The sequence below is a fragment of the Streptomyces sp. ADMS genome, from assembly GCF_033441795.1.
Classification (GTDB): Bacteria; Actinomycetota; Actinomycetes; order Streptomycetales; family Streptomycetaceae; genus Streptomyces.
Map to the genome: position 1 here is coordinate 1 of NZ_JAVFVX010000434.1, position 460 is coordinate 460.

Here is a 460-nt window from a genome sequence, read left to right on the forward strand (position 1 = left end):
GCAGGGCGAGGTTGCGGTCGACCTCGGCCTTCGCCGACGCCGGGATCGCGGGCAGGCGCGAGGCCACGTCCGGGCAGCTGATGGTGCCGGCGCCGTTGTTGTTGCCCGCGTTACCCGTGTTGCCCGCGTTGCCGGTGTTCCCCGTATTCCCGGTGTTCCCGCCCGCCTGCTGGGTCGGCGTCGCGGCAGGCGCCGCCGCCCCGGCCGCGTTGAGGGTGCAGGGTGCCAGCGCGTCGAGGCCGACGGGCTTGGCGGCGGTGCGGCCGATGGCGGTGGCGATGCGGTTGATGGTCGCCACGCGCTTGTCCTTGAGCGGACCGACGATCGCGTTCTGGACGAAGTTCGGACCGCCCTGGCCCACGGTGTCGACGATGCGCTTGTTGGCCTCGGCGATCTGCGTGTTCAGCAGGGCGAGGTTGCGGTCGACCTCGGCCTTCGCCGACGCCGGGATCGCGGGCAG

Annotated in this window: 1 pseudogene; it reads right to left on the reverse strand. The window is 72.8% G+C overall.

Annotated features, from left to right (window positions below):
- Positions 1 to 460 (reverse strand): annotated as a pseudogene (locus RB628_RS41425) (hypothetical protein); the annotation flags it as partial.